Origin of the sequence: Methanohalophilus sp., assembly GCF_030156785.1 — an archaeon.
Taxonomy (GTDB): domain Archaea; phylum Halobacteriota; class Methanosarcinia; order Methanosarcinales; family Methanosarcinaceae; genus Methanohalophilus.
This window is the reverse complement of record NZ_JASGLW010000003.1, coordinates 81,010-98,125: the sequence shown is the minus strand read 5'-3', so window position 1 is coordinate 98,125 and position 17,116 is coordinate 81,010. Positions and strand designations below refer to the sequence as shown.

15 protein-coding genes are annotated in these 17,116 nt (G+C 40.4%); 10 read left to right on the top strand and 5 right to left on the bottom strand.

Annotated features, from left to right (window positions below; all coding sequences use genetic code 11):
* The first annotated feature begins 2 nt into the window (after nucleotides 1-2).
* From fpoN to PWQ49_RS02690, 4 genes are all read left to right on the top strand, one after another.
* Entirely contained in the window at nucleotides 3-1,451 is a 1,449-nt protein-coding gene (gene fpoN, locus PWQ49_RS02705) for a F(420)H(2) dehydrogenase subunit N (protein ID WP_300607445.1), read from the top strand.
* Between the two features lie 14 nt (nucleotides 1,452-1,465).
* Nucleotides 1,466-1,837 (top strand): F420H2 dehydrogenase subunit FpoO, encoded by a 372-nt coding sequence (locus PWQ49_RS02700; protein WP_300607442.1) that lies wholly within the window; start codon nucleotides 1,466-1,468, stop codon nucleotides 1,835-1,837.
* A gap of 604 nt (nucleotides 1,838-2,441) precedes the next feature.
* Nucleotides 2,442-3,962 carry an AMP phosphorylase gene (locus PWQ49_RS02695; RefSeq protein WP_300607439.1) on the top strand — a complete coding sequence of 507 codons (1,521 nt, stop codon included), beginning with the start codon at nucleotides 2,442-2,444 and terminating at the stop codon, nucleotides 3,960-3,962.
* A gap of 10 nt (nucleotides 3,963-3,972) precedes the next feature.
* Nucleotides 3,973-4,524 carry a tRNA (cytidine(56)-2'-O)-methyltransferase gene (locus PWQ49_RS02690; RefSeq protein WP_300607436.1) on the top strand — a complete coding sequence of 184 codons (552 nt, stop codon included), beginning with the start codon at nucleotides 3,973-3,975 and terminating at the stop codon, nucleotides 4,522-4,524.
* Here the strand turns inward: PWQ49_RS02690 and PWQ49_RS02685 are convergent.
* From PWQ49_RS02685 to PWQ49_RS08275, 3 genes are all read right to left on the bottom strand, one after another.
* Entirely contained in the window at nucleotides 4,521-4,694 is a 174-nt protein-coding gene (locus PWQ49_RS02685; RefSeq protein WP_300607434.1) for a hypothetical protein, read from the bottom strand. The genes PWQ49_RS02690 and PWQ49_RS02685 overlap by 4 nt on opposite strands.
* Before the next feature lie 10 nt (nucleotides 4,695-4,704).
* Complete coding sequence (locus PWQ49_RS02680) at nucleotides 4,705-5,445, bottom strand: Nif3-like dinuclear metal center hexameric protein (RefSeq protein ID WP_300607431.1); 741 nt, start codon at nucleotides 5,443-5,445, stop codon at nucleotides 4,705-4,707.
* Nucleotides 5,446-5,582: 137 nt separating this feature from the next.
* Complete coding sequence (locus PWQ49_RS08275) at nucleotides 5,583-5,855, bottom strand: transposase (protein ID WP_363321796.1); 273 nt, start codon at nucleotides 5,853-5,855, stop codon at nucleotides 5,583-5,585.
* Nucleotides 5,856-6,051: 196 nt separating this feature from the next.
* On the opposite strand from PWQ49_RS08275, the gene PWQ49_RS02675 reads away from it, so the two are divergent.
* From PWQ49_RS02675 to PWQ49_RS02660, 4 genes are all read left to right on the top strand, one after another.
* Complete coding sequence (locus tag PWQ49_RS02675) at nucleotides 6,052-6,846, top strand: winged helix-turn-helix transcriptional regulator (RefSeq protein ID WP_300607428.1); 795 nt, start codon at nucleotides 6,052-6,054, stop codon at nucleotides 6,844-6,846.
* A 181-nt stretch (nucleotides 6,847-7,027) separates the two neighbouring features.
* Nucleotides 7,028-7,429, top strand: coding sequence for an amino acid-binding protein (locus tag PWQ49_RS02670; protein WP_363321795.1), 402 nt, complete (start codon nucleotides 7,028-7,030; stop codon nucleotides 7,427-7,429).
* A gap of 8 nt (nucleotides 7,430-7,437) precedes the next feature.
* Nucleotides 7,438-8,436, top strand: coding sequence for a homoserine dehydrogenase (locus PWQ49_RS02665; RefSeq protein WP_300607425.1), 999 nt, complete (start codon nucleotides 7,438-7,440; stop codon nucleotides 8,434-8,436).
* Between the two features lie 19 nt (nucleotides 8,437-8,455).
* The gene (locus PWQ49_RS02660) at nucleotides 8,456-10,141 is read left to right on the top strand and encodes an ATP-dependent DNA ligase (protein ID WP_300607422.1); all 1,686 of its coding nucleotides are present in this window, start codon (nucleotides 8,456-8,458) and stop codon (nucleotides 10,139-10,141) included.
* Nucleotides 10,142-10,148: 7 nt separating this feature from the next.
* Here the strand turns inward: PWQ49_RS02660 and hmgA are convergent, their stop codons facing one another.
* Complete coding sequence (gene hmgA, locus PWQ49_RS02655) at nucleotides 10,149-11,393, bottom strand: hydroxymethylglutaryl-CoA reductase (NADPH) (protein WP_300607559.1); 1,245 nt, start codon at nucleotides 11,391-11,393, stop codon at nucleotides 10,149-10,151.
* A gap of 542 nt (nucleotides 11,394-11,935) precedes the next feature.
* On the opposite strand from hmgA, the gene PWQ49_RS02650 reads away from it, so the two are divergent.
* On the top strand, nucleotides 11,936-13,240 hold the full coding sequence (locus tag PWQ49_RS02650) for a TrpB-like pyridoxal phosphate-dependent enzyme (RefSeq protein WP_300607419.1): 1,305 nt from the start codon (nucleotides 11,936-11,938) through the stop codon (nucleotides 13,238-13,240).
* Between the two features lie 11 nt (nucleotides 13,241-13,251).
* Here PWQ49_RS02650 and PWQ49_RS02645 read toward each other — a convergent pair whose 3' ends face one another.
* Complete coding sequence (locus PWQ49_RS02645; RefSeq protein ID WP_300607416.1) at nucleotides 13,252-14,190, bottom strand: mechanosensitive ion channel family protein; 939 nt, start codon at nucleotides 14,188-14,190, stop codon at nucleotides 13,252-13,254.
* Nucleotides 14,191-14,908: 718 nt separating this feature from the next.
* Here PWQ49_RS02645 and PWQ49_RS02640 point away from each other — a divergent pair.
* On the top strand, nucleotides 14,909-17,101 hold the full coding sequence (locus PWQ49_RS02640) for an ATP-dependent DNA helicase (protein WP_300607413.1): 2,193 nt from the start codon (nucleotides 14,909-14,911) through the stop codon (nucleotides 17,099-17,101).
* The last annotated feature ends 15 nt before the right edge of the window (nucleotides 17,102-17,116 follow it).

Below are 17,116 nucleotides of genomic sequence, written 5' to 3'. Positions count from 1 at the left end.
AAATGTCAGATTTGATGTTAATTGCACCTGAACTGATCATAGGAATAACCGGTTTGATTATAGTTCTAGCCGGTCTCTTTATGGGAAGATCTTCCAAGAATGCCCTTGGTTACCTAGCAGTGCTGGGTTGTCTTTCAGCCATTGCTCTGACCATTAGCAGCTTCGCAACGACAGGTTCTTTGCTTGCAGAGGCATTGGTAATAGATGCACTGTCTCAGTTCTTCAAACTGGTGTTCCTTGCAGTTGCTTTGATTGTCTGTATCGCATCTATCAAGTACACAGAGGGCAATGATAATGCAGAGGTCTTCTTTGGCCTCGTGCTCTTCGGTACGCTTGGTATGATGTTCGTAGCATCTGCAAACGATCTCATCACACTCTATGTTTCATTCGAACTTGCCAGTCTGTCCACCTATGCACTGGCAGGATTTGAAAAGAAGAATGCAAGATCCGTGGAAGCAGCAATGAAATACATCCTTATCGGGGCTCTTTCATCTGCTTTATTGTTACTTGGTATATCTTTTGTTTACGGAGCAACATCCACAACATCAATACCCGGAATTGCTGAAAACATTGATGTATTACTCAACAATACCGTTGGAATTCTTGCCATTGTGTTGCTGATTGCAGGATTTGGTTTCAAGATAGCTCTTGTTCCATTCCACATGTGGGCTCCTGACACATATCAGGGTGCACCATCGGTTGTATCAGCACTTCTGGCAGCAGGTTCCAAGAAAATGGGAATCATAGCAGCTTTCAAGGTATTTATTGTGGCTCTGATAGCTCTTCAGGCTGACTGGAAAATAGCTTTTGCAGCCCTTGCGGTAGTCACCATGACCTATGGTAATGTGGTAGCCTTGTCACAAACAAGTGTCAAAAGAATGCTTGCATACTCTTCTCTTGCACAGGCAGGATACATTACCATGGCATTTGTGGTTTTGACTCCAATGGCCCTTACCGGTGGTATCCTTTACACCCTTGCACATGGTTTCATGAAAGGTGGTGCATTCATTGCAGTGGGTGCAGTTGTGTACATGGTAATGGCAAAGAACAAGGATTCCGAAGTTCCGGATCATCTTGACAGCTTTAAAGGCCTTGGCAAAAAAATGCCGATTACTGCATTCTGCCTGATGATATTCTTGTTTGCACTTGCGGGCATTCCGCCAACAGCAGGTTTTATGAGCAAGTTTGTCCTCTTCTCTTCCACAATTGAAGCAGGGCTTGTTTGGCTTGCGGTAATTGCAATATTAAACAGTGCAATTTCATTGTACTACTATGCCAGAGTTGTCAAGTACATGTACTTCATGCCGGCTGAAGGGGAAAGGTTCTCGGAACCTGCTCCTTATTTGGTAGCTCTTCTCATTGCTCTTGCAGGAGTGCTCGCAATCGGCATCTGGCCAGAACCGTTCATAAACATGGCTATGCAGGCAGCGGAGGTCCTGCTGCCACTCTAAGGAGGTAATAAGATATGGCAGATTGTGATCTATGTGGAGTGTCCATTCCAACTGTATGCCCTGTAAAAGTGTTCGAACCCAAATTCGAACACTCCTACCCTGCAGGCAAATGGAAAGGGCTTTGTGAACGCTGTCTGGATTCAGCAAAAGAAGTGTATGATAAACATGCTCAGGAATCCGAGGGAAATGTTTGCATGATGCCAGGTGATTCATTCGGAACCTGTGACTTTTGTGGAAACGCTACTCAGTTATATGATGTGGAGGTTAAGATTCCATCCTTTACAAAGGTCTATGAAAACGAAACAAAGCATCTCTGCAGGAAATGCCTTGAAGGTTGCAATGAAGCATATTCCAGAAAGGGAGAGTGTTTTGGAGAACACCATTAATTTGGTTTTAGGGGGGTTTCCCCCCGCGTTTCTTTTTTAAATTTTCTCAACATTGAGTTGGGTATTTATGTTTGTTCTCTCCAATTCAATATGGAATAAATAACTCATTTTTTTTGCTTCTCTCTAATACATAGCTTTTGTTAGTAACATTTATCTCTCCATAATATGGTCATTTGTGTAGTCAACAGCCATGTCATATTTTTTGTTTTGATCAAGGGTTTTAAGTGAAGATTAAAATATTTAAAATTACATTCAAGGACTTTATCTTATGTAGATGTATCATTATATTTTATATGGTGTTATGGATACTGTTTACTAACAGAATGGATTGAACATTTCCCGCTGGCATCTTAGGAACATTGGTAAAAAGACCCTTGTTGGTGAGCATACGATCGAAATGTGTATATTCTCAAGAAGAGGTAGTAAAACAGCTTTAATGCAATTAGTAGGTGTAATTCGAATTGTAGTTAAGATGTGAGTGGCACTTTTTATGTATATAAGTGTGCCGATAAGTGCTGATTACCGATAAGTGCTGATTATATAGTATTATGTTAAAATTGGTAAACTACTGAAGTTAACGATATTTAATTCAAGGTGAAAATAAATGGAGCTTAAGGTTCAACCAATAGACATTCATGTAGGTAAATATAAGGTAATTCTCAATTCCATTGATGCAAAAGAACTCGGTGTGTATGAGGGTGACAGGGTACGCGTTACAGGTCATATCACAGTAACAGCAATAGTGGATTTTACAGATGATCTGATTCCTCCCGGAATGATCGGTCTTTATCATGAAATTAAAGAAGATCTGAAGCGTGAATGGACTGAAATTGTTAAGGTAGAGCCGGCTGAAAAACCACGCTCTGCACGTATAATCCGCAAAATAATGGATAGGAATAAGCTGGAGCAGGACGAAATACATGAGCTTGTGAAGGATATTGTTGAAGAGAATCTCAGTGAAATTGAAATTGCCGCATTTCTTGCATCCTCCTATATCAACGATATGACGGATGATGAAACTGAATGGCTCACAAGGGCAATGATTGATACAGGTGAAAAACTGGAGTTCAACAGCAGTCCCATAATGGATAAACATTCAATCGGCGGAGTTCCAGGTAACAAAATATCACTGCTTATTGTTCCGATTGTAGCTGCCAATGGTCTACTGATCCCAAAGACCAGCTCTCGTGCCATTACCGGTGCCGCTGGGACAGCAGATTTAATGGAGGTCCTTGCTCCTGTGGAGTTTTCTTCGGCTGAAGTCAAGGAAATGACCGAGAAAGTAGGTGGAGTTCTTGTATGGGGTGGTGCCACGAATATTGCTCCGGCAGATGATAAGCTCATTAAAGTCGAATACCCACTTTCCATTGATCCACATTGCCAGATGCTGGCTTCCATCATGGCAAAAAAAGGTGCTGTAGGTGCAACTCATGTTGTAATGGATATTCCGACCGGTCCCGGAACCAAGATTAAGAATATTCATGAAGGCAGGAAACTTTCCCGGGATCTGATTAATCTGGGAGAAAGGCTGGGCATGAATGTAGATTGTGCTCTTACATACGGTGCGTCTCCTGTGGGAAGGACCGTAGGTCCGGCTCTTGAAGTTCGAGAAGCATTGAAGGTTCTTGAAACAATGGAAGGACCAAACAGTCTGATTGAAAAAAGCACTGTTCTGGCAGGAATGCTGCTTGAGATGGGTGGCGCAGCATCTCCGGGTCAGGGTCAGGAGCTTGCCCTTGAAACTTTGAGAAATGGCAAAGCTTTGGCCAAGATGAAAGAGATCATTGAAGTTCAAGGTGGTGATCCTAATGTTTCCTACAAGGACATCCAGCCGGGAGAATTTACTGCGGATCTTGTATCTCCAGCTACAGGATATGTTATTGAGTTCAGGAATAAACGTATAGTCCAGATTGCAAGAGTAGCTGGCGCTCCCAATGACAAGGGTGCAGGTGTCCTGATTCACAAAAAACATGGTGAAGTTGTTAAGAAAGGTGAGCCGATTTTGACCATTTATGCTGACAAAGAGAAAAAGCTGGAGGATGCATTAAAAAATGCCCAGCGAGATCTTCCAATAGTTGTCGAAGGCATGTTGCTTGAGAAAGTTCCTTCTATAAGGGAAATTTGAGGTTAATCTTATGTCTGATTCCTCGACTGAACAAAGGATCGTTATACTTCGCCTTGGTCATCGTCCCGAGCGTGATAAACGGATTACCACACATGTAGCACTTACTGCAAGGGCTTTTGGTGCGGAAGGGATGCTTCTCGCTTCAGAGGATAAAGGAATTGTCCGATCGGTAAAGGATGTGGTCGAACGATGGGGAGGCGATTTTTACATCAAACATAACGTTAACTGGCGATCTGCAATCAGGGAATGGAGGCAAGAAGGTGGGAAAATCTGCCATCTTTCTATGTACGGGATTAACCTACCTGATGCAATTGATTCCATGTGCCAGCCTGAAAAACTTATGATTGTTGTAGGTGCAGAAAAAGTCCCGTTTGAAATATATGAACTCGCAGACTGGAATGTTGCAGTTGGAAGCCAGCCACATTCGGAAGTTGCAGCAGTTGCTGTAACACTTGACAGGCTTTCAGAGGGCAACGATCCACTTAAGACAAAGTTTGAAGGGGCAAAACTGGAAGTAGTTCCCATGGAATGCGGGAAAAAGGTAATTGAAAAATCGGATTAATTTTCTTTTTTCTCTGCTTTTGGTCTTCTATGCAAAGCTTTTCTTTCATATCCACCATACCCGCGGTGCTTTTTATTTATCTGCTTGCTGAACTGGGTTGCAAGCATTTCTTCCAGTTTATCCTCGGTTAGATCTTCTTCGTTTTTTGATTTTTCTTTGCCCACATCCACAGGATCTCCCTCAAAGCATTTTTATGAGCGGGTCATGATCTATAAATTCAGTATCAATACCGGTTTTGTCTTGAAGTATAGTTGTCAGTTCTTCCATGCCAGGATTTTCTGTTGCATAATGAGTAGCGTCCACAAGCAACATATCCTGAAATTCACGAATAATGTTGTGCTTAAGCTCGGCAGAAACATATGCATCAACCCTCATTTTTCGGGCAAGTTGCAGATATTCCGACTTAAATCCACTACCTCCAAAAACCATTACCTTGCGGACTGTTTTCTTTTTACCGACATACTGAACCGTTGTATTCAGGGATTTGGAAATATGCTTTACAAAAACATCAGCAGCACATTCATCAACAAATCCAATCCTACCCACATCTAACTCTTCCACATCTTTCAGCCCAAGCCGATGTGCAAGGACATCATTGATTCCTCCGGATGCCTTATCGAAGTTGGTATGCATTGAGTAAATGGATATCCGGTTTGCAAGGGCTTTTTCTAGCAATGCTGCGAAGCTACTGGAAATGCTGTTTATGGAGTGGAATATGAAGGGATGATGTACCACAAGAAGGTCGGCATCAATGTCCGCAGCCCTTTCGATAACATATTCTGTGGCATCGAGTGCAACGGCTATTTTATTGATCTCATTATCGAGATCAAGATTAAGACCAATCTTTACTTTGTCGAAATCTTCTGCCAAATCGGGAGGCGCAATTTCTTTAAGTGTGCTTAGCACTTCGTAAAGATGCATATGTAATGAATGGTGATTTATTCTTATGAATGTATCGTTTTTTGAAGGTATTTCATTCAGTAAATCTATGATGTCATAAATCATACCATAAAATCTAATGATGTGTGCAGATATTATCCTCTCTATAAACTATAAAATTATGACAATTTATATGTCTCAAGAGCATCTACAGACGCGGTAGTGGTATGATTAATCAGTATCCTCAAATTGCTGACATGCTTTTTACTTGACCAATGTCTTAATCTTCTCATGGCAGTTACCAGTGATCCATATATTTTAGGAATATCTTTCCACCTATACCCTGTAATTAAAACAAAGATAATACCATTGATGATCGTGTGGTCATAAGCTCTTCTTCTGCCAGTTTGGCAGTGGTGGTAGAAAAGCTTTGATAAATTCCCATTGATCATCAGAACGTTTTCTAAATTTTATTCAATATCCCCTCAAACTATAATTAGGATAAATACTTTTTATATTTTAGAAACAGGCTCAGTAGAATAACTGAATTTACCCCACACAATGTTATGAGAAACAAAAAAGTTAATTCGCAATCATTGTTAAAAAACCGATAATATGTACTTTGCGAATAATTTAAAAGAGGTCTAAATGAATCCCCTGAAGGTCATTGTTGTTTTTTTGCTAATTCTCTCACTTACGCCAACTTTTGCCAGCGGCACAGCAACTGTACATGGTGCTGTGTATGAATGGAATAGCCTTGAATTGCTGGATGACGCAATTGTTGAAGTTAATTCGACACCTGCTCAGAGAATCGTTGCAAAATACGGCATATATTCATTTGATCTCGCAGAAGGGACCTACAAAGTAAACGCGTATTATTACAGTGGAAATACCCTGGAATACTCTACCGAAGAAATAATAACGATAAGTGATGACGGAGATTATATTGTAGATCTATTACTGTATCCGACTTATGAAAGTCCGTTTGAAGAGTATATTGAGGACGACATAACAAGTTCCATAGAAGAAGGAACAGGAATAATAGAAGAAGGTGACGAATTCCCTGTTTACCTCTATTACTTACCAATTATTTTGATTCTATTGATTATTGTTATATACGCGATCCGCAAGAAAGAAAACAAGTTGATTTCTGAAACAGGCAGATTGAAAACAGTGTTCACGGATGAAGAATCATTTCCCAAAGAAGAATTTGTGAAAGAAGTCACTTCAAATGAGAAAAATGAGGACAAAGAACTTCCAGAAGATCTTGAAAAAATAGTTGAAATAATCAAATCAAATGGTGGAAGAATTACGCAGAAAGAACTGCGGCAGAAAGTCGATTATTCCGAAGCCAAAGTCAGTCTAATGATCGCAGATCTTGAGAACAGGGGCATTATCCGGAAATTCAAAAAGGGGAGAGGAAACATTATAATTCTTTCCTAAAGACAAATACCAAAATGTATAACTGCATTTGTGCTTTAGTGATACGAAATTAGTATTTTAGATGAATTATGTGAGGAAAGGTATGAGAGTATCAATGGACATTGAGCTTAAGGACACGCCCGGACAACTCCTTAATGTTCTTTAGCCGATATCAGAGTTAAAAGGTAATCTGAAATCTATAGTGCATCATCACGAAAAACACACGCCAAGAGGAACCATACCTGTACAGCTTGTTTTTGAAGCTGAACCCAGCAACGTCGATAGTATTATTAAAAGACTGGAAGAAAATGGAATTGGCATTATTCGTGTTGATGAGGAGCGAATGATAGAACACGGAGCAGTCTTGTTAATAGGCCACATTGTTCATACCGATATACAAGACACAATTGAAAGTATTGATAAAACAGGCTATGCTGAAGTTGTTGATATCTCTCTTTCAATGCCGCATATAGAGTCATCATCATCCGCCTCCCTAAAGATTGATGCAGTTGGAAGGCAAGAATTATACAATGCAATCGAACTCCTGAAAAATATAGCCAATAAGAAGGACTTGCTTGTTATAGAACCAATACAGCTAACCTGAGGTCAAATATGAAAACAATACGTGCATCAATAATAGGATTTGGTTCTGTTGGAAGGGGTGTTGCCCGGACCCTGATCCAGAAAGAGGATGAGATAAAAAAAGCAGGTTTTGAGGTCAAGGTTGTTGGAATTGCTGATTCCAGTAGTGGCATTGTTGACCCAGATGGATTGGATCTTGAAGAGATTCTAAAGCACAAGGACAGCACTGGCAGGGTTTCCGAAGAAAGGCTTTCCGGTATTGAAATTATAGAAAACATTGAGCATGAACTGGTAATTGAAACCACTCCCTCTGATATTCAAACAGGCGGCGTCGGACTGGAAAATATGCGCATGGCTTTTAGCAAGGGAAGAGATGTAATTACTTCAAACAAGGGACCTCTGGCACTTAGATTCAGTGAACTCATCAATTATGCTAAAGCAAATGGCTCGAAATTCCTCTACGAAGCAACTGTTGGAGGAGCAATGCCGATCTTGAATCTGGTCAGGGAAACTCTTGCAGGAAATGAAATAAAGAGTATTCAGGGAATACTCAACGGCACCTGCAATTACATTATAAGCAGGATGATGGAAGAAAAAGCTCCCTATGAACAAATGCTTGCCGAGGCACAGGAGCTTGGAATAGCAGAAACGGATCCCACCTATGACGTTGAAGGAATTGATACGGCCTCAAAACTTGTAATTATTGCAAACAGTGTGTTTGGTATGGATGTAAATTATCACGACGTAGATGTTACGGGAATTACAAAAATCACTCCAGAAGCACTTATGCTCGCCCATGATGAAGGGTATGCTGTGAGACTTATCGGAGAAGTGAAAGACGGTACACTAAAAGCATCACCAAGATTGGTCCCACTTGATCATCCTCTTGCAGTAGGAGGTACGTTGAATGTAGCCTACATACAAACTGATCTGGCAGGAGATATTACCGTAAGTGGGCTTGGTGCAGGATCCATTGAGACTGCAAGCGCTATCCTGAGTGACATCATGTCACTATACAGGGAGAGATAAACTAAACCGGGTTGATTTGATGACTCTTTTCCGCTATTTTGCAGAGATGTGTGCAAAAATTGAGAATATCTCCGGCTCTCTTGAAACGACAGATGTTGTTGCCACTATGTTAAGAGAAGTTGAGGAAGATGAACTGCCGGTTATTACCAATTTTATAATGGGAATCGTGTTTCCTCCATGGAGCACAAAGTTGCTTGGAATCGGAATTCGCACACTTTATACAGCACTTGCAAAATCTGCAGGAACTTCGGAAAAGGAAATTGAGAACATAATCCGGAAAACCGGAGACATCGGCGAGACTGCGGTAGAAGCCCTGAAAAGGGATTCTTCAACACAACTTACTTTTGATTCCTATATTGAAGAGAAAAAAGAACTTACGATTCTTGAAGTGTACGATAGATTAAACCAGATAGCAAATGCTTCCGGAAAGAATTCACAGGCAACAAAAGTTAAGATTTTGCAATACCTCTTTAATGCAACAAGTGCAGTTGAGGCAAGATACCTTTCACGGCTTGTAGTCGAAGAAATGCGAATTGGAGTAGGGGAGGGAATTGTAAGGGATGCAATATCCAAAGCTTTTGAAGTACCTGTAGAAATTGTTGAGCGTGCATTCATGCTAACCAATGATCTTGGCACTGTTGCAGTAGCTGCGAAACGTGGTGGGGCAGAGGAAGTTGCAAAACTTGATATCCAGCTAAACAGGCCAATTAAAATGATGCTGGCACAGGTAACGCCAAGTATTAAGAGTGCCATAAATGATATCGGTAAAGTTGCTGTTGAATGGAAGTTTGATGGAGCAAGGGTACAAATCCATAAAAACGGGGATAAAATAAGGATTTTTTCCCGCAGGCTCGAAGATGTTACCGCTTCGCTCCCGGATATTGTGGAGTCTGTAAAGAAAAGAGTAAAAGCAGAGTCTGCGATCCTCGATGGTGAAGCTGTGGCAGTCGACGAAAACGGTCGACCCCGTGCATTCCAGGAAATCCTGAAACGTTTCAGACGTAAGTACGATGTGGAAAAGGCGATCAAGTCAATTCCACTGACTCTCAATCTTTTTGATATATTGTATCTCAATGGGGAAAGCTTACTGGACATGTCTCTTCGGGACAGGCGAGAAAAACTAATCCAGTGCGTTGACAACGATGAACGTATTCACGTTGACATCCAGAAAATTACAGATGATGAAGAAGAAATCCAGCGTATTTATGAGGAAGCCCTTAATGCCGGTCATGAAGGCATCATGCTGAAAAACCCAGATGCTCCATACACACCAGGCAAACGCGGAAAGAACTGGCTCAAGAAGAAACCGATAATGGAAACGCTCGACCTTGTAGTAATCGGTGGCGAATGGGGATACGGACGACGTGCAAACCTGATAGGTTCATATTCATTGGCTGCCTATGAACCTAAAAGTGGGAGATTTTTACCCATTGGAAAAGTAGCCACTGGTTTTACAGATGAGAAACTTGCTGAACTTACCGAGATGTTTAAAGATCTCATTGTAATGGAATCTGGAACACAAATCGAAATCCGTCCTGAAATTGTCTTTGAAATTGCATTTGAAGAAATCCAGAAAAGTTCCAACTATGAATCCGGTTATGCTCTCAGATTTCCCAGATTTGTGGGAGTCCGGGAAGACAAATCCCCGGAAGAAGCCGAAACACTTGAACGTATTTCACAGATCTATAAATCACAATGGAAATGAAACCGGATTAACGACCTAGCTCCGCATGAGCACGTGCAAGATGACCTGCTGCCTGCGCTCCAACTAAGGATATTTCACCTGCGAGAACTGCCGAAGCAATTATTTCAGCCAACTTTTTTGAATTATAACCGGGGATTTCCCCTGCACCGGCAGCGTCCAGAATCCTGAGACATTCATTCTGGGTGGCGATTTTTGTGCCTCCACCCACTGTCCCAATCTGCAGGGAAGGTAATGTCACCGAGCAATAGAGTGAACCGTATTTTGTGACTTCCATTGTCGTAATTGTATTGCTGCCTTCAACAACATGTGCAGGATCCTGCCCACAGGCAATGAACATTGCAGCGATGATATTTGCTGCATGTGCATTGAATCCAAGCGAAACAGCCCTTGCTGAACCGAGAAGATTCTTACGATAATTTACTTCTGCAATGGCTTCAGGAGTTGTTTTCAGTTTGTTTTTGACTATTTCAGGAGTAAGTTCTACTTCTGCTATAACCGTCTTGCCCCTTCCTAGAATACTATTTATTGCAGCGGGTTTTTTGTCGGCACACATGTTTCCAGAAAGCGATATTGGATAAATACCAATCTCATCTCCTATGAGATCCACAATAGCCTGGGTTGCAATGGTTACCATATTCATTCCCATTGCATCCTTTGTATCAAAACAGAAACGCAGGTAAACATTATTTCCTGTCACATAAGGTTCAACAGCCGTCAATTCACCAAAACGTGTAGTTTCAGATGCTTTCTTCTTAAGTTTCACAAAAACTTCAGGCAGCTTAATCCAATCCACAAATTCCCTTGATTGTTTAACACCATCCAGACAATAAACGGGAGCTCTGGTCATCTGATCCTTAAAAATTCTTACAGTACTGCCACCAGATGAAGTAATTGCAGAACATCCCCGGTTAACGCTGGCCACGAGAGCTCCTTCAGTTGTGGCAAGAGGGAGATAGTAATTCCCTTTGGCAAATTCCCCTTTAATGCAAACGGGTCCTGCAACACCAACTGGTATCTGAATAGCTCCTATCATATTTTCAATATTGCGTTGGGAAGCATCTTCCGAGTCAATTGTAAATTGCCCGAGTGTATCCAGATCTGTTCCGGTCAGTTTTTCCAGTGCTGCCCTTCTTATTTTGATAGCTGTCTGGAGGTTCGTTTGTTTTCCAACTTTGTGAAAAGATATATCCCCTCTTACCAGAGCATCCAGAAGTTTTTGTTCATCTGAAGAAAAAAAGTATTTATTATCCATCATTATCACACCACAATATTATGAAATAATAAGATCATTTTAATTTATAGTTGCCTGAAGACACAAATAGTTCTCGCTTACTTAGTATTATAAATTATTCTTATGAGCATTACTACCAAAAGAGCTAAGGAATCACGAAAAAGGCTGGCAGACTATTGATCAACTATAGATGGATACCGATTTCATTCATAAGCAGTTAATTCGTCATGATCGTGAGAGTATCGTTTCAATTACAGAGAGTCTGAAAAAATATGAATAGGTGTAAAGAAGCTGAAGAGTTGATATCACATCAACCCATGAATAAGTGATACAATCAAAAAGCATGGCTACTTATTGAATACTTTAAGTAAAAATAATTACAATAATCTACAAATTTTGAAATTACACAAAGCTTTTTCAGGTATAAAATATTAAACAGGTTGCTCCTGACAAGTGCTTTTAAAAAATATGAAGTATTCACAATGTTAAAGATGGCGTAAACTGTATATCAATCATTTGCATACACCAAAGTACTTAATTGTACATTTAGGATGTGACTTATTTTGGATCGTATAAAATATATTATTGATGAAAATGAAATGCCCGACAAGTGGTACAACATACTTGCAGATCTTCCAACCCCACTTGCACCCCCATTAAATCCTTTGACAAAGGAACCTATAGATCCCAAAGATCTTGAACCGATATTTCCAAAAGAACTGATAAAACAGGAATTAACCACTCAACGATATATTAAGATTCCAGAGGAAATTCGCGAAATATATAAAATATGGAGACCGGCACCTCTTTATAGAGCAAAAAGGTTGGAAGAAAAACTGAAGACTCCTGCTCACATATATTACAAAAATGAAGGAGTAAGTCCCCCGGGAAGCCATAAACCTAACACTTCAGTGGCACAGACTTATTACAATATGAAAGAAGGGACCGAAAGAATTACCACTGAAACAGGAGCAGGACAGTGGGGAAGTGCACTCTCTTTTGCATGTAACTATTTTGATATAGAGTGTAAAGTTTACATGGTGACTTCAAGTTTCTATCAGAAACCGTACAGGAAATCCCTGATCAACCTCTGGGGAGGTAAAGTTGTGCCATCCCCAAGCCCGGATACCCAGTTTGGAAGGAAAGTACTCGAAGAATTACCTGACACCACCGGAAGCCTGGGAATTGCAATTGGAGAAGCAGTTGAAGATGCTGCCCTCAATGAAAATACTAAATATGCACTTGGAAGCGTGCTTAACCATGTCATGCTCCACCAGACAATCATAGGTCTTGAATGTCAGGAACAGATGAAGATGGCGGAGGAGTATCCTGACATAGTTATTGGGTGCTGTGGGGGAGGAAGTAATCTTGCAGGCATTAGTTTCCCCTTCATGAAGGAGAAAATTGATGGTACACAGGATCCGAGAATTATTGCCGTGGAACCTTCCGCATGTCCAACCCTTAATAAAGGAAAATATGAATATGACTACGGAGACACCGGGAAGATGACACCACTTCTCAAAATGTACTCCCTTGGTTATGATTTCGTACCTCCTGCTATTCATGCGGGTGGTCTAAGGTATCATGGCTGTGCACCAACCGTCAGTGCTCTGGTTGCTGAGGGCCTTATGGAGGCAACTACCTATCACCAACAGGAAGTCTTCGAAGCAGGCGTGTTGTTTGCAAGGACAGAAGGAATTGCACCCGCTCCTGAGTCCACACATGCAATTAAATGTGCCATTGATGAAGCCCTTAAGTGTAAGGTAACCGGAGAGGAGAAGACTATCCTGTTTAACCTCAGTGGACACGGTCACTTTGATATGACTTCCTATGACAAGTACTTCAATGGTGAACTTTCAAACGAATAAATGAAAAGGCTTCAATCGGCCTTTTCATCAAATCTTTTTTCTTCTTTTTCAGGATAATTCTTGTAGACAATAGTCCTGTACGGGAATGGAATCTCAATTCCTTCGGCATCAAAACGTTTCTTTATTGCCTCCCGTATGTCACAACCGGTAGTATATGCAACTGAACGATCTTCCACCCAGAAAAGCAAACGCAAGTTCACCGCAAAATCACCCAGCTCAGTTAAGCGAACTGTGACCTCTTCTCCTTCCTGAATAGAAGGATCATATCTGCGGATCTGCGAATAAGTCATTACATTATAATGCTTCTTTGCTTCCTCGATCATAATCTTACGAGCATGATCAATATTTGAATCATAACTTATACCAATATCAACCGGCCATGAGACTGTTGGATCTTCAATGGACCAGTTAATTATTACCTCATCACTTATTATGTGATTAGGCAATATAAGCCGTCTGTTGTCCCATGTTTTTATAACCGTATGACGCAGGGTAATGTCTGAAATCGTGCCATATTCACCTTGAATGTTGACCCGATCCCCTACCCGAAATGGTCTGAACAGAGCTAAAGAGAGTCCTGAAATAATGTTTGCAAGAGTAGTCTGTGCAGCAAGACCTACGACGATACCCGCAAATCCGGCACCTGCAAACAATGCAATGGATATATTCTGGAGTGTTGGGATCTTTGCAACTATTACAATGATGCCAAAAAGATAGACAAATGCGACAGTTACATGGCGAAATATCCTGTAAATGGTTTCATCAACATTGAGTTTCTGGCTTATTATTTTGAATTGGTTTTTAAGCAGCTTATCCACAATCTTTGAAACAAAAATTGTCAAGATGATTACTATCAGAATAAATATTAAATCAGAAATATGTATAGAATCTACGATGCTACCATATATATCATCTAAAAGAGGCGCATTTGATAAATTCTCTTCTGCCATAACTACAATTCCATAAGATTTTATAAAGATTATTAACCCATATATAAAGATAATTAAACTATAGGTTATTTGGTTTTTGATAGGTATTCAAAACTTTTTATATTTGGTGGCTAATTCCGATTTCTTATTCGAGTACATCGACTACATAACAACATACAGGCCCTTTGCGGATATTGTAACTTCATTCACAAGAGGCAATGTTGTTTTCCCACTAACATTATATCTTTCAAATAAGATATGGCTGATGTTTCATTACATCCCAGAAGATCGGCAAACTTAACTATGTCCTGAGATTGTGACCTGATTATTTAAACAATACAACTTCCGATACCACGAATCCACCAAATCTTGGAAAATTTGGTTTTTCATCATTTTCTTATGTTTTTAGGAGATACATTAATTTTTCTAATTAAGCCATTGCATCAAAGGTACTTGGATAGCAATTGCAAAGTCCTAAGTTTATCACAGGGGGTATAATTGAAAATGATTCGTATAGTGTAAATACCCATAATTTCAACTGATATGGAAACACTAATGCCATAAAAGTTAATTGATTCAGCAATTCATGTTATGTGACGGCATCAAAATCTGAAAGATTTTCATCTTATAGTGCACTAAAAAGGATTATAATGATGTAATCTTCATGTATACGTCTAATCATAAGTGCCATTCTTTATTTACATGGCTCAACCAAAAATAGCAACATTTTGTGTCTGAAATGAAAATCGAAGAACTGGACATAGATAAAAAAGTCATCGAATTTTACGAGGGAATGGGGATCAGGGAACTTTATCCCCCACAGGCAGATGCAGTGAAAGCCGGCCTACTTAATGGAAATAACATTGTCGCTGCAATTCCAACCGCTTCCGGTAAAACATTGCTTGCTGAGCTTGCAATGCTTAAAACCATTAAAAAAGGTGGAAAGGCATTATACATCGTACCACTCCGAGCTCTTGCATCCGAAAAATATGTACAGTTTTTGAAAATGGCATCAATGGGTGTTAAAACCGGGATTTCAACTGGGGATTTTGAATCAAGAGATGAGAAGCTTGGTTTAAATGATATTATTGTAGCAACTTCCGAAAAAGTGGATTCACTTCTTCGAAACGGTGTTCTATGGCTGGAAGATATTACCTGTATAGTTGTAGATGAAGTCCATTTACTGAATTCGACACATAGGGGACCTACACTTGAAATTGTTATAACAAAATTGCGAAAACTCAACAATCAAGCGCAGATTATCGCTCTGTCTGCAACGGTAGGGAATGCCCATGAAATTGCAAGGTGGCTTTCCGCCAATCTGATCCTAAGTGAGTGGAGACCAACAAAACTAAACGAAGGTGTCTTCTGGGGGGATGCTATCTATTTTCCTGATGGTCAGAAAGAGATTAAAAGACTTCATAGTGATGACGCTGTAACTATTGTGCTTGATACAATCAGGGAAGGCAGCCAGTCCCTTGTATTTGAAAGCAGCCGGCGAAATTGCTCTTCTTTTGCAAAAAAAGCCAGCTTTGCGGTTGCAAAGCTGCTAAACAAGCAACAAAAAGAGAACTTGAAAGATATTGCACAAAACGTCAGGGAAAACGGAGAAACAGAAAACGCTGAACTGCTTGCAAAGTGCATAGAAGGTGGGATTGCTTTCCACCATGCAGGTTTGAATTCCGCCCACAGGAAAATAGTGGAAGATGCATTCAGGGCAAATCAGATTCTTATGATTGTAAGTACTCCTACCCTTGCAGCCGGCCTGAATCTGCCAGCAAGGCGTGTGATAATACGAAGCTACAAACGTTATGACACCAACATGGGAATGCAGCCGATTCCGGTACTTGAGTACAAGCAGATGGCAGGTCGTGCAGGGAGACCACATCTTGACCCTTATGGTGAATCAATACTGATTGCCAAAAGTTTAGATGAGATGGAGGAACTTTTTGAAAATTATATTTACGCCAGTCCTGAGGATATATGGTCTAAGCTGGGAACTGAAAATGCATTAAGAACACATATACTCTCAACCCTCGCAAGTGGTTTTGCCAATAGTTTTAGCGGACTCCTTGAGTTTCTCAGCTCGACTTTCTTTGCTTACCAGCAAAGGGATTTCGGCCTTGAAAGCGTGGTGATGGAATGCCTGGATTTTCTTGAATCAAAGGACATGATTATCAAGCAGGATAATCACATTGTTGCCAGCAGTTTAGGAAAACTTGTTTCAACGCTTTACATTGATCCCCTTTCCGCAGCAAGGATTATTGACGGAATGAAAAAAGCGGATCATCTGACAGATATAGGTTTACTGCAACTCATTTGCAGTACTCCTGATATGCGACTTTTATATATGCGCAGCAGGGATTATGAAATGATTAATGATTATGTTATTTCACACCACGAAAGTTTCATTGACGTTCCTGATCCTTTCAAGACAACGGATTACGAGTGGTTCCTTTCAGAAGTGAAAACTGCAATGATGCTTTTAAAGTGGGTAGAGGAAATGAGTCTGGATGATATTACAAAACGATTCCAGATCGGAGAAGGCGATGTTCATGCAATAGTTGAACTTGCTGAGTGGCTTATGCATTCCACTTCAAGACTTTCCAGACATCTAAAAATTGAAACAAATGCTCCGGCCATAATGGAAAAACGTATCCACTACGGTGCAGGAGCAGAACTCATGGAACTTGTAAAGATACCCGGAGTCGGAAGGGTCAGGGCACGGAAATTATACAAAAGCGGATTCAAGACAACCGATCAACTCAGAAAAGCAGATCTTAAATCCCTTGAAAAACTTGTGGGGGCAAAAACCGCCCGGAATATACTTAAAGCTCTTGGGGTCAATCTTGAAAAGAATAGCAACGATTATTTAGATAATGTAACATCAAACAATCTAAGTAAACAAAAGACATTTGGTGATTTTAACTGATAATCTATCAGGGTG

What these genes read in the sequence shown, in the direction of transcription:
- PWQ49_RS02695 (WP_300607439.1), top strand. Translation starts at nt 2,442, where the DNA reads ATGGAGCTTAAGGTTCAACCAATAGACATTCATGTAGGTAAATATAAG.
- PWQ49_RS02690 (WP_300607436.1), top strand. Translation starts at nt 3,973, where the DNA reads ATGTCTGATTCCTCGACTGAACAAAGGATCGTTATACTTCGCCTTGGT.
- PWQ49_RS02675 (WP_300607428.1), top strand. Translation starts at nt 6,052, where the DNA reads ATGAATCCCCTGAAGGTCATTGTTGTTTTTTTGCTAATTCTCTCACTT.
- PWQ49_RS08275 (WP_363321796.1), bottom strand. Translation starts at nt 5,855, where the DNA reads ATGATCAATGGGAATTTATCAAAGCTTTTCTACCACCACTGCCAAACT.
- PWQ49_RS02665 (WP_300607425.1), top strand. Translation starts at nt 7,438, where the DNA reads ATGAAAACAATACGTGCATCAATAATAGGATTTGGTTCTGTTGGAAGG.
- PWQ49_RS02660 (WP_300607422.1), top strand. Translation starts at nt 8,456, where the DNA reads ATGACTCTTTTCCGCTATTTTGCAGAGATGTGTGCAAAAATTGAGAAT.
- PWQ49_RS02700 (WP_300607442.1), top strand. Translation starts at nt 1,466, where the DNA reads ATGGCAGATTGTGATCTATGTGGAGTGTCCATTCCAACTGTATGCCCT.
- fpoN (WP_300607445.1), top strand. Translation starts at nt 3, where the DNA reads ATGTCAGATTTGATGTTAATTGCACCTGAACTGATCATAGGAATAACC.
- hmgA (WP_300607559.1), bottom strand. Translation starts at nt 11,393, where the DNA reads ATGGATAATAAATACTTTTTTTCTTCAGATGAACAAAAACTTCTGGAT.
- PWQ49_RS02645 (WP_300607416.1), bottom strand. Translation starts at nt 14,190, where the DNA reads ATGGCAGAAGAGAATTTATCAAATGCGCCTCTTTTAGATGATATATAT.
- PWQ49_RS02680 (WP_300607431.1), bottom strand. Translation starts at nt 5,445, where the DNA reads ATGCATCTTTACGAAGTGCTAAGCACACTTAAAGAAATTGCGCCTCCC.
- PWQ49_RS02640 (WP_300607413.1), top strand. Translation starts at nt 14,909, where the DNA reads ATGAAAATCGAAGAACTGGACATAGATAAAAAAGTCATCGAATTTTAC.